The sequence below is a fragment of the Ruegeria sp. CH2 genome (genome assembly GCF_056537065.1).
This window is the reverse complement of the sequence record NZ_JBQFQV010000001.1, coordinates 916,308-933,275: the sequence shown is the minus strand read 5'-3', so window position 1 is coordinate 933,275 and position 16,968 is coordinate 916,308. Positions and strand designations below refer to the sequence as shown.

General features: G+C 57.7%; 15 protein-coding genes. 10 read left to right on the top strand and 5 right to left on the bottom strand.

Going from position 1 to position 16,968, the window contains the following annotated elements; all coding sequences use genetic code 11:
• Positions 1-237 precede the first annotated feature (237 nt).
• Complete coding sequence (locus ACR0M9_RS04630) at positions 238-1,044, top strand: NAD kinase (RefSeq protein WP_480484271.1); 807 nt, start codon at positions 238-240, stop codon at positions 1,042-1,044.
• Between the two features lie 250 nt (positions 1,045-1,294).
• On the opposite strand, the gene ACR0M9_RS04625 is transcribed toward ACR0M9_RS04630, so the two are convergent.
• The 4 genes from ACR0M9_RS04625 to ACR0M9_RS04610 all read right to left on the bottom strand — a co-directional run bounded on the left by ACR0M9_RS04625 (position 1,295) and on the right by ACR0M9_RS04610 (position 7,643).
• Positions 1,295-2,722 carry an amidase family protein gene (locus ACR0M9_RS04625; protein WP_480484270.1) on the bottom strand — a complete coding sequence of 476 codons (1,428 nt, stop codon included), beginning with the start codon at positions 2,720-2,722 and terminating at the stop codon, positions 1,295-1,297.
• Between the two features lie 88 nt (positions 2,723-2,810).
• The gene (gene prpE, locus ACR0M9_RS04620) at positions 2,811-4,700 is read right to left on the bottom strand and encodes a propionate-CoA ligase PrpE (protein WP_480772938.1); all 1,890 of its coding nucleotides are present in this window, start codon (positions 4,698-4,700) and stop codon (positions 2,811-2,813) included.
• Positions 4,701-4,931: 231 nt separating this feature from the next.
• Entirely contained in the window at positions 4,932-5,321 is a 390-nt protein-coding gene (locus tag ACR0M9_RS04615) for a GFA family protein (RefSeq protein WP_480484268.1), read from the bottom strand.
• A 48-nt stretch (positions 5,322-5,369) separates the two neighbouring features.
• Entirely contained in the window at positions 5,370-7,643 is a 2,274-nt protein-coding gene (locus ACR0M9_RS04610) for an NADP-dependent malic enzyme (RefSeq protein WP_480485160.1), read from the bottom strand.
• A gap of 189 nt (positions 7,644-7,832) precedes the next feature.
• Between ACR0M9_RS04610 and ACR0M9_RS04605 the strand changes: the two genes are divergently transcribed.
• The 7 genes from ACR0M9_RS04605 to upp all read left to right on the top strand — a co-directional run bounded on the left by ACR0M9_RS04605 (position 7,833) and on the right by upp (position 13,790).
• Positions 7,833-8,033, top strand: a complete 201-nt coding sequence (locus tag ACR0M9_RS04605; RefSeq protein WP_480772937.1) for a hypothetical protein — start codon at positions 7,833-7,835, stop codon at positions 8,031-8,033.
• Between the two features lie 36 nt (positions 8,034-8,069).
• Positions 8,070-9,173 (top strand): cupin domain-containing protein, encoded by a 1,104-nt coding sequence (locus ACR0M9_RS04600; protein WP_480772936.1) that lies wholly within the window; start codon positions 8,070-8,072, stop codon positions 9,171-9,173.
• A 92-nt stretch (positions 9,174-9,265) separates the two neighbouring features.
• The gene (locus ACR0M9_RS04595; RefSeq protein ID WP_267365809.1) at positions 9,266-9,658 is read left to right on the top strand and encodes a cytidine deaminase; all 393 of its coding nucleotides are present in this window, start codon (positions 9,266-9,268) and stop codon (positions 9,656-9,658) included.
• Positions 9,659-9,662: 4 nt separating this feature from the next.
• Positions 9,663-10,970, top strand: a complete 1,308-nt coding sequence (locus ACR0M9_RS04590; protein WP_480772935.1) for a thymidine phosphorylase — start codon at positions 9,663-9,665, stop codon at positions 10,968-10,970.
• Positions 10,967-12,178, top strand: a complete 1,212-nt coding sequence (locus ACR0M9_RS04585; protein ID WP_480772934.1) for a phosphopentomutase — start codon at positions 10,967-10,969, stop codon at positions 12,176-12,178. Before ACR0M9_RS04590 ends, ACR0M9_RS04585 begins: the two co-directional genes overlap by 4 nt.
• Positions 12,175-13,161, top strand: a complete 987-nt coding sequence (locus ACR0M9_RS04580; protein WP_480504516.1) for an adenosine deaminase — start codon at positions 12,175-12,177, stop codon at positions 13,159-13,161. The genes ACR0M9_RS04585 and ACR0M9_RS04580 overlap by 4 nt, the downstream gene beginning before the upstream one ends.
• Entirely contained in the window at positions 13,158-13,790 is a 633-nt protein-coding gene (gene upp / locus ACR0M9_RS04575; RefSeq protein WP_480484262.1) for a uracil phosphoribosyltransferase, read from the top strand. The genes ACR0M9_RS04580 and upp overlap by 4 nt, the downstream gene beginning before the upstream one ends.
• Before the next feature lie 6 nt (positions 13,791-13,796).
• Here the strand turns inward: upp and ACR0M9_RS04570 are convergent, their stop codons facing one another.
• Positions 13,797-14,810: a hypothetical protein gene (locus ACR0M9_RS04570; protein WP_480772933.1), complete on the bottom strand. Its 1,014-nt coding sequence runs from the start codon at positions 14,808-14,810 to the stop codon at positions 13,797-13,799.
• A gap of 148 nt (positions 14,811-14,958) precedes the next feature.
• Between ACR0M9_RS04570 and ACR0M9_RS04565 the strand changes: the two genes are divergently transcribed.
• Both ACR0M9_RS04565 and ACR0M9_RS04560 read left to right on the top strand, forming a co-directional pair.
• Positions 14,959-15,894, top strand: a complete 936-nt coding sequence (locus tag ACR0M9_RS04565) for a DMT family transporter (protein WP_480772932.1) — start codon at positions 14,959-14,961, stop codon at positions 15,892-15,894.
• A gap of 268 nt (positions 15,895-16,162) precedes the next feature.
• Positions 16,163-16,936 carry a Hint domain-containing protein gene (locus tag ACR0M9_RS04560; RefSeq protein WP_480772931.1) on the top strand — a complete coding sequence of 258 codons (774 nt, stop codon included), beginning with the start codon at positions 16,163-16,165 and terminating at the stop codon, positions 16,934-16,936.
• Positions 16,937-16,968: the final 32 nt, after the last annotated feature.

Below are 16,968 nucleotides of genomic sequence, written 5' to 3'. Positions count from 1 at the left end.
CTCGATCTCGTCGCGCTGACGACCCAGCTCAGACCGGATCGAGCCAAAAAGCTCAGGATCGCGGTCCGACAAGGACTGGGTGAAAAATCCGGTGTCACGAAGATTGGCGTTCATTGGCGCTCCACATGGCTGGGTATAAATCTTGCGGATTTCCTATCGGAAACGCCACATTCGCAAAAGGCTTAAAGCGACGATTTGGCCTGCTGCGGCGTCAAGACTGGCCTATTGGGGAAAGGTATGTTTGTTTCGGAACCAAATGTGCAACACCGGAAACCACAAAACATGAAAAAGAGAATCGCCTTTCTCGCCAGTGAGGTCAAAGTGGCGCAAACAGCGCGTGACACCCTGGTGACCAAATATGGTAATGTGGCACCTCGGGACGCAGATGTAGTGGTTGCATTGGGCGGCGACGGCTTCATGTTGCACACTTTGTACAATGTGCAGCATCTCGATACTCCGGTTTACGGGATGAATCGCGGCACGATCGGCTTTCTGATGAATGAGTATCACGAAGACGATCTGATGGCGCGGCTGGAGGATGCCGAGGAAGAGGTTATCAACCCGTTGGCCATGCAAGCGATGGACCAATCTGGAAAACTGCACGAGGCGCTGGCGATCAACGAAGTGTCATTGCTACGCGCCGGTCCTCAGGCAGCAAGGCTCAAGATCAGCGTAGACGGCCGGGTACGCATGGCCGAACTGGTCTGTGACGGGGCATTGCTTGCCACGCCTGCGGGATCGACCGCCTATAACTATTCCGCGCATGGGCCGATTGTTCCGATTGGTGCTGACGTTCTGGCCCTGACACCCATCGCAGCGTTTCGCCCACGGCGGTGGCGTGGTGCCTTGTTGCCGAAAATGGCGAAAGTCAGGTTCGATGTGGTCGAAGCTGACAAGCGCCCGGTCATCGTGGCCGCCGATTCCGTTTCTTTCCCGGATATCGACTGGGTTGAGATCAGGTCGGAACCAGCCATTGCGCACCGTATCCTTTTCGACCCCGGCCATGGGTTGGAAGAACGTCTAATATCCGAACAATTCACGTAAAATAGGCCATCCCCAAATTTTTCTCACGCCTGTGTGAAGCAGTTCACAGGAATTCCCTTAATGATTGGCTAATGTGAACTTGTCCGGAGAACACGCCAAGGTGGGAGTGAGTGGCCACCTAAACGGTGTTTTCGAATGGTTGCGCAGATTTTGCGCTGGCGAGGGTGGGTGGTGCTACGCTCGTCATCAGAAATCCGGGCTTATTTTAGCAGCTGGACCCCGGGCACAATGACCCGGGGTCTATTTTTTGTTACATGTGATCCCAAAGCGGGAAACACATCTGTCCCACGCGAGCTTCTATCGCGGCGGCGGCATCCACGGCCAAATCCTCGCGCCAGCGCTGTGCCGCGATCTGTACATTGATAGGTTGAGGCCCTTTGGGAAGGTTGGCCAATCGTGACGGAACGCAGGCTGCAGGCAGTCCCAGAAAGTTCATCGCATAGGAATAGACAGCGCATCCCAGAACATCATGCACGCCTTCCGCGCCTTCGGTGTCCCGGTCGGGTTTGAAAAATGGCTGTGGCAGGAAAGGGGACAAGACCAGCGGGTAGTCCTGCATAAACAGGGACCATTCACGGGCATAATAGCTGCGCTTGGCCAGCATCCGGACCAATTCTGTTTCAACGATGGGCGGGAATTCCTGAAAGTAGACGTCAAAGATGTCGCGGATGGTTTTGGAACCAGCGGCTTCAATGTCAGATTTCATCAGGGTCAGCACTTCGCCCATCAAGGTCCGGTACCCGATCCGGCCACATTCAAAGACATCGGGTGGATCGACCTCTTCAACGTCGTACCCTGCATCGACCAGCGCATCGCGCGCAGTGTCGAGGGCTTTTTCGACCTCGGGGTGCAGCGCATAGCCGAAGGTGTTCTTGGTGAATGCCACCTTGATCGGCTGGTCAAAACGCTCACCGCGCCAGGGCATTGGTACGTGGAACGGATCCCGCGCATCGGTGGCGATCAGGCTGGGCATGGACAGGTGTAGATCCGCAGCCGACCGAGTGATCAGGCCCTGAACCGACATTGATTGCGCCAGCAATCCGCGTTCGGCCTTCTGACTTGGGTTCCACGCGGGAACGCGTCCCAACCCCGGTTTCACCGTAACCGCTCCGATGGCGGCTGCCGGAAAGCGCAGGCTGCCGCCAATATCGTTGCCATGGGCCAGCGCACCGACACCTGCCATCACGGCGGCAGCAGCGCCACCGGATGATCCCCCGGGTGAAATGTGCCGTCCCCACGGGTTGAACGTGCGCCCATGCAGGGGGTTGTCGGTGTCGGCCCTGAAGGAAAACTCGGGCGTATTCGTTCGCCCGATCACAATGGCCCCCGCTTTTTGCAAGTTGCTGACCACCGGCGCGTCATCCGGAGCGATTACGTCCTTCAGCGCAATGACACCGTTGGTGGTGGCGTGGCCTTTCTGATCGACATTCACCTTGATTGTTACCGGAACACCATGCAGCGGGCCGGTCGGCTGACCACGCCCCCGTGCAGCATCTAGCGACTGCGCGCGTTCCAGGGCCTCGGTGCGCAAGTCTTCGACGACCGCGTTCAGCGCGGGGTTCACCGCGTCCATGCGATCAATCGAGGCCTGAACCGCCTCGGTCGCGCTCAGATCGCCGCGTCGGGTCAAGGTGGTCAGCTCTGTGGCGCTGAGACGCCAGATATCGGTATGTGTCATGGGCCCTCACTGTCTTACAGCGACAGTAGGGGCCCAGATTCAGGTTGCAAGGGCGGACATGACATGGGCGGCCTGTGCCACCCGATGGTTACTTGGCGTAACCAATTGTCTGCAACGCTTCTTTGATCTCATCAAGGATGGCAGGATCATCAATTGTTGCAGGCATTTTGTAGTCCTGACCGTCTGCAATCGACACCATCGTACCACGCAGGATCTTACCGGAACGGGTCTTGGGTAACCTGTCGACGACAACAGCCAGTTTGAAGGCGGCCACCGGCCCGATTTTCTCCCGAACCATTTTGACGACTTCCTGAACCACATCGCCATGATCCCGTGTGGCACCAGCATTCAGGCACAGGAAGCCGACCGGCATCTGCCCCTTCAGCTGGTCCGAAACTCCGATCACCGCGCATTCAGCCACATCGGGGTGGGCAGCCAGCACTTCTTCCATCCCGCCCGTCGACAAGCGATGGCCGGCAACGTTGATGACGTCATCGGTGCGCGCCATGATGTAGAGGTACCCGTCTTCGTCAATCATCCCGGCATCGCCGGTTTCGTAATATCCGGGGAAGTGTTCAAGATAAGATTTCTTGAACCGTGCTTCGGCATTCCACAGTGTTGGCAAGGTGCCTGGGGGCAGGGGCAATTTAACCGCGATGGCACCCAGTTCACCGGCCTTCATCGGGTGACCGCCTTCATCCAGAATTTGCACGTCATAACCCGGCATCGGTTTTGCGGGCGAGCCCAGCTTGACCGGAAGCTCTTCGATACCCAGCGGGTTCCCGGCAATGGCCCAGCCGGTTTCGGTTTGCCACCAATGGTCGATCACCGGAACCTTCAGCGCGTTTTGTGCCCAGATAATTGTGTCAGGGTCGGCGCGTTCGCCTGCCAGATAGAGGGCCTGTAGATGAGACAGATCGTATTTGCCAATCAATTCGCCTTTGGGGTCTTCTCGTTTGACGGCGCGGATGGCCGTAGGTGCGGTGAAGAAGCTTTTGACCTTATGTTCCGAGATCACGCGCCAGAAGGTGCCAGCATCCGGGGTGCCGACTGGCTTGCCCTCGAACACAATTGTGGTGTTTCCGTGGATCAGGGGCGCGTAGCAGATATAGGAGTGCCCCACGACCCAGCCCACATCGGAGGCTGCCCAGAACACGTCGCCCGGATCGACGTTATAGACATTCTTCATCGTCCAGTTCAGTGCCACAAGGTGTCCGGCAGTGGGGCGCACGACCCCTTTGGGTGCACCCGTAGTGCCAGAGGTGTAAAGGATATAAGCCGGGTCATTGCCATCAACCGGCACGCATTCAGCCGGTTCGACACCGTATTGGAAACCGTGCCAGTTGAAATCGCGCCCTTCAATCAACTGGGCGACCTCTTGTTCCCGCTGGAAGATCACACAAAAATCAGGTTTGTGGTTGGCCAGCTCGATCGCACCGTCAAGCAGGGGCTTATAGTGTACCACGCGACCGGGTTCCATCCCACAGGACGCGGCGATGATTGCTTTGGGTTTGGCGTCGTCGATGCGCACGGCCAGTTCGTTACTGGCAAACCCGCCGAACACGACCGAATGCACGGCGCCGAGGCGGGCACAGGCCAGCATCGCCTCAAGCGCTTCAGGGATCATCGGCATGTAGATAATGACACGGTCACCTTTTTCGACACCCTTTGCGCGCAGCGCGCCGGCCAGAGTGGCCACGCGGTTGCGAAGCTCGACATAGGATATCTCGCGCTTGGTGTGGGTGATGGGACTGTCATAGATGATGGCGGTTTGTTCACCGCGCCCGTTTTCCACATGACGGTCTACGGCATTCCAACAGGTATTGACCCGCGCGTCGCTGAACCATTCGTACAAGGGCGCATTGTCGTCGAACAGTGCTTTGCTGGGGGCCTTGACCCAATCGATCCCTTTTGCAGCGTTCATCCAGAACGCTTCGGGGTCGGATTTCCAGCTGTCATAAACGTCCTGATACGCCATCTTGTCCTCCTCACAACGGCTTGGACATTGTGTTAGGTCGCTGAAAACATCCGGGCAAGCGCGACGCGTGACGACGCGTCAGTTTACCGCAAAAAATTTGCAGATCAGCGGAATATGACTTGCAAATTTTTGCAAAATTACAGTTGAAGCACAGTTTTTGTCGCAGCAATAGAAAGTTTTGCAAAATTGCAAACCATTGCGTGCAAATATTGTGCCGTTCCGAGAATCAGCTCAACCAGCCGTTTTGGCGTAACGTGGCAGCTTGTCCTGAAGGTTCAGCCAGGGCAGGTGGTCGGCGTGGAACACGTGAAACTGTGGCGGCAGGGTCTCCGGGTTGTCCAGCGTTGCGGTGTAAAGATGAATGTTCACCGTATCGCGCGCTGTGCGATAGGCCATCTGGGTTCCGCAGTTGCCGCAAAACAGACGTTCAACCCCTTCCGATGAGCGATAGATCTTTGGTGCCTGACCCAACCATCTGACCGCCTCATGCGGCAGCCCGAAAAAAGCCGTGACCGGCGCGGCGCAGTTTCGCCTGCAATCTGAACAGTGGCAATAACAGCTCCACGCGGCTTGGGCATCGCTTTCCCAATGCACGGCGTTGCAGTGGCAATGTCCTTTCATGCGCTTCCCCCCCCCTGTTGGCAGGGGCGCCAGCAAGGCTGCCCCCGGTTAACCGTAATGCGCCACGGGTGTTCCTGCAATCGCCGCCATGTTCAGCAGACCGCGCGCGGTGATGGATGGAGTAACAATATGGGCCTTGTTGCCCATGCCCATCAGGATCGGGCCAACTTCAATCCCGTCCGCCTTCATCTTCAGAATATTGCGTACGCCACTGGCAGCATCTGCGTGGGCGAATATCAGAACGTTGGCCGCCCCCTCTAGTCGCGACGCTGGGAAGATACGCGCCCGCAGGTCTGCATCCAAAGCCGCATCCAGATTCATTTCGCCTTCGTAGACAAAATCGCGCGGCTGCCGATCAAGGATTTCCAGCGCCGCCCGCAGCCGTTTGCCTGATCCTTCAGCCTGATTGCCAAATTGCGACTGCGAACAGAAGGCGATCTTGGGCTCGATCCCGAACCGGCGAACATGTCGCGCAGCACCAATGGTGGTTTCTGCCAGTTCTTCCGGCGACGGCAATTGCCGGACATGCGTGTCGGCAATGAACAGGGGGCCATCTTCCAGGATCATCAGGGACAAGGCACCATGCGGGCGCAGTTTGTTGTCGTCCAACACCTGTTCGACATAATTCAGGTGCCAGCGGAATTCACCAAATGTGCCGCAGATCATGCTGTCCGCTTCGCCACGATGCACCATGATCGCGCCAATGGCCGTTGTGTTGGTGCGCATGATCGCTTTGGCCAGATCCGGTGTAACACCGCGGCGCTGCATGATCTGGTGGTAGGAAGTCCAATAATCGTAATAGCGCGGGTCGTTTTCCGGGTTGACGATCTGACAGTCCTTGCCCGGACGAATGGTCAGCCCCAGCTTTTCACACCGGGTTTCGATCACATCGGGTCGCCCGATCAGAATTGGCGTTTCCGTCGTCTCTTCGAGAATGGCCTGCGCGGCTCTCAGAACCCTTTCATCTTCACCCTCTGCAAAAACGATGCGACGGGATGCGACGGCCGCAGCCTCGAACACAGGACGCATCAGAAGGGCAGACTTGAAGACAGTCTGGTTGAGCTTTTCCTTATAGGCGTCAAAGTCGTCGATAGGGCGTTTTGCAACACCGCTTTCCATGGCGGCTTTGGCGACCGCCGATGACACCACGCCCACAAGACGCGGGTCAAATGGTTTCGGGATCAGGTAATCCGGGCCAAAGGTCAGTTGCTCGCCCTTATAGGCAGCCGCGGCTTCGGCGCTTGTGGTTGCGCGCGCCATCTCAGCGATACCATCCACGCAGGCAATCTGCATCGCGTCGTTGATCTCTGTCGCTCCGACGTCCAATGCACCCCTGAAGATAAACGGAAAACACAACACGTTGTTGACTTGATTGGGAAAATCGCTGCGACCCGTGGCGATGATTGCGTCTGGTGCAACCGCGCGGGCATCCTCTGGCAGGATTTCCGGCGTCGGGTTGGCCAGGGCGAAGATGATCGGGCGGCTTGCCATTTTCCGGACCATGTCAGGCTTCAGAACATTTGGTCCGCTGAGACCTAAAAACAGGTCAGCCCCACCGATCACATCGTCCAGCGTCCGCAAGTCCGACTTCTGCTCGAACTGTGACTTGTGCGGGTTCATGTCCTCGGCCCGTCCTTCGTAGACAAGCCCGTGAATGTCGCACAGCCAAATGTTTTCACGTTTCACGCCCAGCTTGACCAGCATGGTCAGGCACGCGATCCCGGCGGCCCCGCCACCGGTTGACACGACCTTGATGTCCTCAAAAGACTTTCCGGCCACATGTAGCGCATTCTTGGCCGCAGCCCCGACCACAATGGCAGTTCCGTGCTGGTCATCATGGAAAACCGGGATGTTCATACGTTCACGGCAGAGCTTTTCGACGATGAAGCAATCGGGGGCCTTGATGTCTTCCAGGTTAATGGCGCCAAATGTCGGTTCAAGGGCACAGACGATATCCGCCAGCTTTTCGGGATCGGGCTGATCGACCTCGATATCGAAACAGTCGATGCCCGCAAACTTCTTGAACAGAACGGCCTTGCCTTCCATAACCGGCTTCGACGCGAGTGCCCCGATATTCCCCAGGCCAAGCACGGCGGTGCCGTTTGACACCACAGCAACAAGGTTGCCGCGCGCTGTATACCGCTCGGCATTGGCTGCATCGGCCTTGATTTCAAGGCTGGCCTCGGCCACGCCGGGCGAATAGGCGCGGGCCAAATCGCGACCGTTGGCCATCGGCTTGGTGGCCTTGATCTCAAGCTTTCCGGGTTTGGGAAATTCATGATATTCGAGCGCAGCTTGTCGCAGGCTGGGGGTGTCAGACATCGGCGATTCAGCTCCCATTGAGAATTTGATTTAGCCTTAAACTATTTATTTGGACTTGGCTACGCTACGTAACTCTGCCGTGATGTCGCAACCGTGAAACCGGATTGATATTGTCTGAGTTCATTTTCGCCTTTTCACATTGTGACGACCAAGATCACTCTGGCAAGGCCGTTGTGACATTCAGAACTGATGACCCGGCTGGTAACGAACGAGGGATCAGTAGGTTGGATGTTGGTTGCAGTGGTGTTGGGCGGTTGTCATCACCCAGATTTGGTCGAGTTCACCGCGCTGAACGGCGGAGTTTTACCTGTGATTATTGAAATGCGCTTCTTCGTTATGGAAGAAATGCCGGAGATGTTCTTTTCGATTGGCCTTTGGCGTCTGTTCTGATCGGATAGCCAAAGTTGCAATTCGAAGAGAATACTGATGACCAAGACATCCGATCTGGCGAAAACGCACGCTGAAATTCGCCTGCCCACACAGGAAATTCGCGACGACATCCCTTTTTACACAAAAAAACTGGGGATGAAGATGGACATGATTTATCCCGCTGACGATCCGCGCGTCGCGGTGTTTTCGGGGCATGGCGTGCGGTTGCGCATTGAAAAAGACGCACCGGAAAGTCCGGGAACATTGCGTATCCTGACGGATGATCCGTCTGATTTCGCGGGTGGTGAACGCGTTCTTGTAGCCCCGAATGGCACCCGAATCGAAATTGAAGAACGAAATCCGCCACTGGTGATGCCAGAGACCGTGCATTCCTTTGTCGTGCGCAGGCTCAAGGATCAGGCCCCCTGGATCATTGGCCGGGCCGGGATGCACTATCGCGATCTGGTGCCGGATCGGTTGGGTGGGTCGATTATTGCCAGCCATATCCGCATTCCCGATGGTGGGCCGGTTCCGGACATGGTGCATTTTCACAAGGTCGGGTTTCAGTTGATCTTTTGCATCCATGGCTGGGTGGATGTGGTCTATGAGGATCAGGGCGAGAAAATGCGTCTGACAGCGGGGGACTGCTTTATTCAACCACCGGAAATCCGGCACCGTGTTCTCGAAGCTTCTGATAATGTTCAGGTTATCGAGATCGGTGTGCCGGCTGAGCATATCACGGAAATCGACCATGACATGACACTTCCCACTCCGCACATCCGCCCGGACCGCGAATGGCAGGGGCAACGCTTTGTCTATAATCAGGCCAAGGGTGCCGAGTGGATGCCCTTCCGCCTGCCGGGGTACATCTGCCGCGACACCACGATTGCCGAGAACACCAAGGGTGTCGCTGGGGTGCAGGTTGTGCGCAAAGGGTCGGGGGATCCGGAATGGGCCAGCCATGACACCGACATTCACTTTACCTTTGTGATGGGCGGCGAGGTCACCCTGGAAGGAGAGGGGCGTGAGCCCTACCGGCTGGAGCAAGGGGATGCTTTCGTCATCCCACCTGGGATGCGCACACGGCTGTCCGACCCAACAGACAATATCGAATTGTTGGAAGTCACCTTACCCGGTACCTTCAACACAACGCTGGGTTAAGCGAAAAACATGGGTCGGGGGCTTCAAATTCCCCGCCTTAATACGTTAGCGTGCAAATTTCTGACCAGATGATCAAAAAATGGGGAATCGCCATGTCGCTGAAAGACGCTGCCTTGTCTGTCCGGGAAAACGCCTACGCGCCATATTCGAACTTCAAAGTTGGCGCAGCGCTTCGGTCTTCGTCGGGTCATGTCTTTTCCGGGTGCAACGTCGAGAATGTGGCCTATCCCGAGGGCACCTGCGCGGAAGCAGGGGCAATTGCCGCAATGGTGGCCGCGGGCGAGCAGGAACTGACCGAAGTCTACGTGGTTGCCTCCAGCCCTCAGCCTGTGCCGCCTTGCGGTGGGTGCCGTCAGAAGCTGGCCGAGTTTGGCAAGCGCGATGTAAAGGTCACTCTGGCAACCGTCGATGGTGCGGAGTTTGAGACAACCATCGGAGATTTGCTGCCGGGTGCGTTCGACGCGTCGCACATGGAGGATGTCTGAACGCATGGACGCCCGTTCAATCATAGCCAAACTGCGCAGGCACGAAGTTCCAGGCCGCAACGAGCTGATCTGGTTCGCGCAAGGGTTGGCAGACGGCAGCGTCAGCGATGCGCAGGCCGGGGCGTTTGCCATGGCCGTCTGTATGGGCGGGCTGGGTCCTCAGGGGCGTGCGGACTTGACGATTGCGATGCGCGATAGCGGCGATGTTCTCGGTTGGGATGTGGACGGGCCGGTGATCGACAAGCACTCGACCGGTGGGGTCGGGGACTGCGTCAGCCTTGTGCTGGCTCCGGCGCTGGCGGAATGTGGTGCGTATGTGCCGATGATCTCGGGTCGGGGTTTGGGGCACACGGGTGGAACATTGGACAAGCTCGAGGCGATTCCGGGTGTCAGCACTCAGATCAGTCAGGACCGACTTGCGCAGATATTGCGCGAAACGGGCGCGGCCATCGTTGGCGCGACGGGCCAGATTGCACCGGCGGACAAGCGGCTTTATGCAGTGCGGGATGTAACGGCAACAGTCGAAAGTCTGGATTTGATCACAGCGTCGATCCTGTCCAAAAAGCTGGCGGCCAGCCCGGATGCGTTGGTTCTTGACGTCAAGGTCGGCAGCGGTGCCTTTATGAAAACAATTGAGGATGCCCGTAAGCTGGCCACAGCATTGACCGAGACAGCGAACGCGGCCGGGTGCCGGACTTCGGCGGTGATCACGGACATGAACCAGCCTTTGGCCCCGGCGCTGGGTAATGCACTGGAGGTCGCGGAAGTGATGAAGGTTCTGACCGGTCCTGACGCTTCGCCACTGGTGGACATTTCTGCCGAGTTGGGCGGCGTCCTGCTGGCTGATGCAGGCATATGCAACTCGGTCGAGGAGGGGCGCGAGCAGATCGCCAGGATCGTCCGTGACGGTCGCGCTGCCGAACGGTTTGGCCGCATGATGGCAGCGGTTGGTGGTCCTGTGAAATTTGTCGATACCTGGACCCGTTTCCTACCTGAGGCGAGCGTTATTCAGGAGGTTCCTGCCCCCGAAAACGGTTACATCTCCGCCATCGACGGAGAGGCTCTGGGCCTTGCGGTCGTCGCGCTGGGTGGCGGCCGTCAGGTCGAAAGCGATGAGATCGATCCGGCCGTAGGAATATCCAACATCCTCAGGCTGGGGGATCGTGTTTCAAAAGGTTCACCCATTGCCGTGGTCCACGCTGCACGGGAAGACGCCGCACGGCGCGCGGCGGACACTGTGCTGAGCGCGATGACGATCAGCGATACAGTTCCAAAGCTTCCTGATCTGATCCACGAAAGGATCAGCGTATGAGCCGTGCATTCTTTGTGGTTATGGATTCTGTTGGAATAGGTGGGGCACCCGACGCAGATCAGTTTTTCAACGGTGATGTCCCGGATACCGGGGCAAACACGCTGGCCCATATCGCCCAAGCTTGTGCGGAGGGCCGTGCAGAAGAGGGGCGCACCGGCCCGTTGCACCTGCCTAACCTGGACGCGCTGGGTTTGGGCGCGGCTGTGCGGCTGGCGTCTGGAGACGCCACTCCGGGCCTCGATGCCGAACCTGCTGGACTATGGGGCTACGCGCGTGAGCATTCGCCGGGTAAGGACACGCCCTCGGGCCACTGGGAACTGGCGGGCCTGCCGGTGCCTTGGGATTGGCATTACTTTCCAAACACGGTTCCGGCTTTTCCAGCGGAACTGAGTCGCGCGGCAGCCGAAGCTGCTGGGACCGAAGGCATTCTTGGTGACTGCCACGCGTCCGGGACAGCGATCATAGCCGAACTGGGTGCCGAACATATGCGCACCGGTTGGCCGATCTGCTACACATCCGCTGACAGTGTGTTTCAGATCGCGGCCCATGAGGAAAGCTTTGGGCTGGAACGGTTGCTGGACATGTGCCGCGCGCTTGCTCCGCGATTGCACAAGATGAAAGTGGGGCGTGTCATCGCGCGCCCCTTTGTCGGAACGCCTGAGACGGGGTTCGAACGGACGACCAATCGCAAGGATTTCGCCATTCTGCCCCCGGCACCGGTGCTGACCAACTGGGTGCAGGATGCAGGGCGACGGGTTCATGCAGTGGGCAAGATCGGCGACATCTTCTCGATGCAGGGGATCGACACGCTGCGCAAAGGGTCGGATGCCCAGCTGATGCAGCACCTGTCTGATCTTGTGGGCGAGGCGGAAGAGGGCAGTCTGACCTTCGCCAACTTTGTCGAATTTGACAGCCTTTATGGGCATCGCCGCGACATCAGCGGCTATGCCCGAGCGTTGGAATGGTTTGACCGCGAGATCGGGGATATACTGAAGAAACTTCGACCAGGCGATCTGTTGCTGTTAACAGCTGATCATGGCAATGACCCAAGCTGGACCGGAACAGATCACACCCGTGAACAGGTTCCGGTTCTGATTGCGGGACAGGGTACCGGACAAATCGGGCAAGTAGATTTTACCGATATTGCGGCCAGCATTGCCCACCATCTGAACATTCCGGCGCAAGGGCCGGGAAGGAACTTTTTATGAGCGTTGCAGACCTGCCCAAAATTGAACTGCATCTTCACCACGAAGGCGCGGCACCTCCGGCCTTCATCCGCCAGCTTGCCCACGAAAAACGCGTTGACCTGAGCGGTATCTTCAAGCCAGACGGATCTTATGATTTTCGTGATTTCGCGCATTTCCTGAGCGTGTACGAAGCCGCTTGCGAAGTTCTGAAAACGCCCGAAGACTTCCGAAGGCTCACATTGGCCATTCTTGAGGAAAGCGCTGAAAATGGCGTGGTTTATTCCGAGACCTTCCTCAGCCCTGATTTTTGCGGCGGTGGCGACCTGCATGCGTGGCGGGATTATCTGAATGCCATTCAGGATGCGGCGGACGAAGCCGAGCGTAAATTCGATATCACCTTGCGCGGTGTCGTTACCTGTGTCCGCCATTTTGGCCCCGAACAAGCCAGGCGGAGTGCCCATTGTGCGGCCGAGACCGCCGGAAACTGGATCACCGGTTTTGGCATGGGCGGCAACGAATCCATTGGCACGCAGGGTGACTTCAAATGGTCTTTCGAATGTGCCCGCGAAGCCGGGCTGCGCCTGACCACGCATGCGGGTGAGTTTGGCGGTCCTGACAGTGTGCGCGACGCTGTGCGCGATCTGGGGGTTGAGCGTATCGGGCACGGCGTCCGCGCCATCGAAGACCTTGAACTTGTTCGTGAACTGGTTGACCGGGATGTCACGCTTGAGGTGTGTCCGGGTTCGAATGTGGTTCTGGGTCTTTTCCCAGATTTTGCCGCCCACCCCATCGCGAAACTGCGCGATGCGGGCGTAAAGGTTACGATTTCCACCGACGATCCTCCGTTTTTTCACACGACCATGCGGCGGGAATATGAGATGTTGAACGCGGCGTTCGGCTGGGAGGCCGGGGATTTTGCGGCATTGAATGAGATGGCCCTGAACGCGGCCTTCTGTGATGATGACACCCGCGCGCGGGTCAAGAAAAGATTGGAGAACACATGAGCGAACACCTGACCGTCGTTGATCACCCGCTGGTGCAACACAAGCTGACGCTCATGCGGGACAAGGGCACCTCGACCGCCGGATTCCGGCAGTTGCTGCGCGAGATCACATTGCTTCTGGCTTACGAGGTCACGCGCGACATTCCCCTTACAACGCGAAATATCGAAACGCCGATGGAAGAAATGGACGCCCCCATACTGGCGGGTAAGAAAATGGCGCTGGTGTCGATCCTTCGCGCCGGAAACGGGATGCTGGACGGGGTGCTGGAACTTGTACCTTCGGCACGCGTCGGTTTCGTGGGGCTGTATCGCGACGAAGAAACGCTGAAACCCGTACAGTATTATTTCAAGGCCCCCGAAAGCCTGAAGGACCGTTTGGTCATTGCGGTGGATCCGATGCTGGCGACTGGTAACAGCTCGGCCGCGGCCATTGACCTGCTGAAACAGGCCGGGGCGACGGATATTCGCTTTCTGTGCCTGTTGGCGGCACCCGAAGGTGTCGCGCGGATGAAGGAAGCACACCCTGACGTTCGTATCGTCACGGCAGCGCTGGACCGCGAGTTGAACTCGAAAGGTTACATCATGCCCGGTCTGGGGGATGCCGGTGACCGGATGTTCGGAACCAAGTGATCCGGTTTATTCGCCGCAAATATTCTGTAGCCGGACCCAGTCACGGTCCGGCAGCACCTGTTCCAGTACCCTTCCCGCCATCGGATCCGCTTCGATCAGGCCAAGAACGGTTTCGCCGGTCACATCACGGGCATAGGCGTAGGGGGTTGAGGGAAGCGCGCTTTGCGAGAACATCGCCAGCAAGTCGTCGTCAGAAATGGCCGGACGAGGCTGTGACAGGACCTGCTCGGTATATGTGTCGATAATCTCGGGCGTCAGCCCACCGGTTGTCAGCAGCCTAAAGGCCGAGGTCGCGCCGGTTCTGTCCAGAAGGTCATCCAGCGGGTCCCAATGCGCGGCCCGCGCCCGTTCCGCAATCACATAGCCCGCTGCAACGGCAGGATCTTCGTAATCTTCTACCAAAGCACGGCTTAGCAGGACCGTGCCGCCAGGCAGGCTGAGGCTGTCCTGAACGCCTGCTGGCAGAATGATGATCTGCCGTACGCCCGTGCGCCGGGCCAATAGTTCCAGTGAATCCCGTGCATCCCGCGACGTACAGGCCTGGCCCGAGACGCGCTCGATCCGATGCAGGATCATATCGCCGATCTCTTGCCGCTTGACCTGGGGCACGACCGAGACAACGTGGTTTTGCAGTGCACCCGGCAGCCAGAACAGCAACAGGGCCAGCACAGCGGCCACGACGCCTCCGACACTCAGCCAGCGCAAACGCCCCGGGTGGGGGCGGGACCGATCAATAGCGCGCTGCAATCGGTCGATCGCTTCAAGCATCGTGGTTTCGGATTCGGCCAGCTCAAGCGTTTCATCCGGATCACCGTCCGGGTTGAAAATGGCCGGAAAGGAGCCAGGGTTCTGGCGTTCAAGTGCCGCCAGCGACCAGTGGGTCAGCGCCCTGTCATTGAAATCGGAAATGGTCAGGGTGGCTTCACCGATAGACACCACAACCTCGCGCCGCTGTTCATCGGGCGAGGGGCGCCACAGACCGGTGGCTTCGATCCGCTGGTACTGTTTCAGGGCCGTCATCTGGGTGGGTCTGCTCGAATTTGTTTTGCTGCAGCTTAGCATGGTGAAATCGCAGGGCGCAAACCTGTTGCGCAGTCATTGCGAATTGTGCTGGATACCCGAAAGGATCGAGACTGTCGGTCCAAGATCACAATCCGGACACGACTTCATGCAGGCGCATTCCTCATCTTCTGCTGTGCTGGCTTCGGCCCTGATGGTCAGTGCGATGGCAATTGTCGGCGTTATCGACAATGTTGTGATCTTGTTGGCAGAAACCGTCGGGCTGTGGCAGTTTCATATGACCCGTGCGCTTTTGATGCTGCCGCTGATCGTCGGCCTGTCGTTTCTGGGGCTGGGCAGGCTGCGGCCTGTGCGATGGGGACCTGTTATATTGCGCAGCGTTCTGATCACCACAGCAATGTTCTTTTATTTTGCATCCCTTGCCATGATGCCAATTGCACAGGCGCTGGCAGGGTTGTTCACATCACCGATTTTTGTGCTGTTGATCTCCTCTCTGGTGCTCAGACAATCGATAGGGCCGTGGCGTATACTGGCCGTGCTGATTGGATTTACCGGCATCCTTCTGGTGTTGCAGCCAAACCCCAGCGATTTCGACCTGCGCACGTTGGTGCCTGTGGCCGCGGGGTTTTTCTATGCCTTCAGTTCGATCCTAACGCGTACGCATTGTTCGCAGGAAAGCACTGTGGCCATGCTGGCTGTCATGGTCATAACAATGGGTCTGGCCGGGGCGTTGGGGGTCACGTTCCTGACAATCGCGCCGGTTGTTACGGCAGACGGTGCCGAGGGGTTTGTTACGCGTGGGTGGGTCTGGGATATGGGGCCTGCCATACCGTGGTTGGTTACTCAGGCTGTCGGTTCAACAATCGCGGTTTTCATGCTGATCAAGGCATATCAAGTGGGCGAGCCGTCTTATGTGGCGGTGTTCGAGTATTCTGTCATGATCTTCGGCCCGCTCTTCGCATTTGTGGCCTTTGGACAAACCATTGGCGCCTTTCAGATTTCGGGCATCCTTATGATTGCGGCAGCGGGCTTGTTGCTGGGGTGGCGCGCCAGCCGATCCTCTGAACAGCAAAAAGTAGCCTGACGCTATTGGGTCGTATGCACGCCTAAGCCACATCGTTTCGTTACTTCCGTATCCGGTGAAACGCTGTGGATTCGGTGGATCGACAAATGGCATTCGTTTCAGAAATGGCAAAAATGTCGGATGAGAGTCCTGGAGTGTCCACGAAAACCATCGGCAATTACGCGGAATTGGTCAAAATTGGGCGCAAATATGTCTGGAATGTGACGGGCTGGATTTTTGGTGTTAGCTCATTGGCATAAATGTTTTGTGCCAAAAGGGGGTAAGGCACGTGTCCGAAGTAACAAGTATTTCTGTTAATCTGGATCAGCTGCCAGAAGTTGATCGAACCAACAAAAAACAGGCGGTAAATGCGCGCCGTGGCGGGTTTTTGCACGGCACCAAGATCGCCACGACTGCCGGGTGGAAGCCGGTCGAACGGATCACGGTAGGTGATCTGGTTCGAACCCTCGATCACGGGTTCAAAGAGGTGCGGCGCATCTCGATAAGCGTTGTCGTCATTCCGGCCGATGAACGCCGGGTCGAATTCCTGCCGGTCCTCGTGCCTGCCCGCGCCGCATATAACGGGCGACCTGTCTGGTTGATGCCCGAACAGGGCATGGCGCTGAACCTGTCCCGGATCAATTCCACGGCCGATGCGCCTTCGGTGGTGCCCGCGCGTTTGCTGAACGGTGCCGGTCGCCTGACGTCACAGGCGCCGGGGTCGTCTTTTGAAGTGTTTTCCCTGTTTTTTGATGATGATCAGGTGATCTTTGTCGAAGGCGGATTGCAGGCTTATTGCCCGTCCGGTCGCTTCAATATGCGTGGCGCAACGACAGGAACACGGTATGAAGTCGCGACCGTAGAGGTCGCCTCCGACCTGATCCATTCTCTTATAAGCAGGGGCGATATGTCGGCTCTTGCCAACCCATTGGGTGCGCTGCCTGCACCCATTCCCCAGGAACCGATATTTCCGATCCGCCCGCCATTTGGGGTCAGGCGACCGGGTCGACCGGGACGCCCAAGCGCGCCGGTTCTGTTCCTGCGGCCCGAATGGCAGATCTAACCAAACACTGACAAGAACGATGCGGGCGCATG

Coding starts and splice junctions, on each gene's coding strand:
- prpE (WP_480772938.1), bottom strand. CDS start 4,700: ATGGCGTATCAGGACGTTTATGACAGCTGGAAATCCGACCCCGAAGCG.
- ACR0M9_RS04565 (WP_480772932.1), top strand. CDS start 14,959: ATGCAGGCGCATTCCTCATCTTCTGCTGTGCTGGCTTCGGCCCTGATG.
- ACR0M9_RS04570 (WP_480772933.1), bottom strand. CDS start 14,810: ATGACGGCCCTGAAACAGTACCAGCGGATCGAAGCCACCGGTCTGTGG.
- ACR0M9_RS04610 (WP_480485160.1), bottom strand. CDS start 7,643: ATGTCTGACACCCCCAGCCTGCGACAAGCTGCGCTCGAATATCATGAA.
- ACR0M9_RS04605 (WP_480772937.1), top strand. CDS start 7,833: ATGACCCGGCTGGTAACGAACGAGGGATCAGTAGGTTGGATGTTGGTT.
- ACR0M9_RS04590 (WP_480772935.1), top strand. CDS start 9,663: ATGGACGCCCGTTCAATCATAGCCAAACTGCGCAGGCACGAAGTTCCA.
- ACR0M9_RS04630 (WP_480484271.1), top strand. CDS start 238: ATGTTTGTTTCGGAACCAAATGTGCAACACCGGAAACCACAAAACATG.
- ACR0M9_RS04600 (WP_480772936.1), top strand. CDS start 8,070: ATGACCAAGACATCCGATCTGGCGAAAACGCACGCTGAAATTCGCCTG.
- ACR0M9_RS04595 (WP_267365809.1), top strand. CDS start 9,266: ATGTCGCTGAAAGACGCTGCCTTGTCTGTCCGGGAAAACGCCTACGCG.
- upp (WP_480484262.1), top strand. CDS start 13,158: ATGAGCGAACACCTGACCGTCGTTGATCACCCGCTGGTGCAACACAAG.
- ACR0M9_RS04585 (WP_480772934.1), top strand. CDS start 10,967: ATGAGCCGTGCATTCTTTGTGGTTATGGATTCTGTTGGAATAGGTGGG.
- ACR0M9_RS04580 (WP_480504516.1), top strand. CDS start 12,175: ATGAGCGTTGCAGACCTGCCCAAAATTGAACTGCATCTTCACCACGAA.
- ACR0M9_RS04615 (WP_480484268.1), bottom strand. CDS start 5,321: ATGAAAGGACATTGCCACTGCAACGCCGTGCATTGGGAAAGCGATGCC.
- ACR0M9_RS04625 (WP_480484270.1), bottom strand. CDS start 2,722: ATGACACATACCGATATCTGGCGTCTCAGCGCCACAGAGCTGACCACC.